Source organism: Brachyspira catarrhinii (assembly GCF_005518285.1).
In the GTDB taxonomy this organism is placed as follows: Bacteria; Spirochaetota; Brachyspiria; order Brachyspirales; family Brachyspiraceae; genus Brachyspira; species Brachyspira catarrhinii.
Genome location: NZ_SJDU01000578.1, coordinates 1 through 1,070, shown reverse-complemented (window position 1 = coordinate 1,070; position 1,070 = coordinate 1). Strand labels below are relative to the sequence as shown.

The following is a 1,070-nucleotide window of genomic DNA, read 5'->3' as shown; positions in this document are numbered from 1 at the left end:
ATCGATATAGCCTACTCTCTCAATTATCAACCGAAACAGTTGCCGATATTTTTTAATTTTGTGGAAGATATAAAAGATTCTGGCTTGATATATGTTAGAATGAGAAGAAGGAGATTGAATTCGGGAGACGATATTTTATATTTTCTTCCAAATATAAAAGAAATAATCGAAAATATAATTTTAGAAGAATTGAAAATTAAAAATTTTATCGAAATAGAATATGACGAAAATATATATAAAAAATATTTTAAGAATATAATTTCCATATACGAAAACGGCGGAATTTTTGAAAAAAACAAATTAAAAATTTTGGACGAAGATTTATCGATTTTATGCGATGCAAATATATTCTGCATTTATTTTTACAAAGAGGATTTTAAAACTTATATTGGAATAAACAACAATAAAGTAATTGAAAAAATAGAAAATAGTTTTGACGAAAATATTTATTCTTCCGCTTTCATATACAATCATATAAATATTTTAAACGATATTGAAACTTTGCTTTACGAAGCCGACTCGCAAAAACTAAATATTGACGATATTGAAATTAAATTTTTAAGTTTCAATATAAACCCAAATCTTATAGCGAATATATGTTTGAAATTGGATTTGATAAAATTAGACAATCGAGGATTTATTTTACTCGAATACGATAATATAAAAAATTTTTTATCGGAAGATTTACAAGAGCGAATAGAAATCATATCGAAAAGATTTTATAAAAATTATTCGCATTATTATAAAAAAATTTTGAAAATATTGGAAAATAGCGGCGTCATATCGAAATCAAAATTATTATTCGAGCTTAAAGAAAAATACGATATTATTCTAAAAACCGAAGATTATAATAATATTTTGTATTCCATGTTTTTGCTCGGACTTTTGGAAATGTCTTTTTACGAAGAAGCGATTATTTCTTTGAAAAATATTTATTATAATAAGAATAATTTAAATAAAAAATGTTTTATAAACAGCAATTTTGAAATGACTTTAATCAATCATAATTTATTTTCAAACGATTTTATTTATATGTGCAATTTATATTTTGAACTCGATATGACGCCGCT

1 pseudogene is annotated in these 1,070 nt (G+C 23.3%); it reads left to right on the top strand.

The features are described from left to right. A pseudogene (locus tag EZH24_RS14350) lies at window positions 1-1,070 on the top strand (hypothetical protein); the annotation flags it as partial.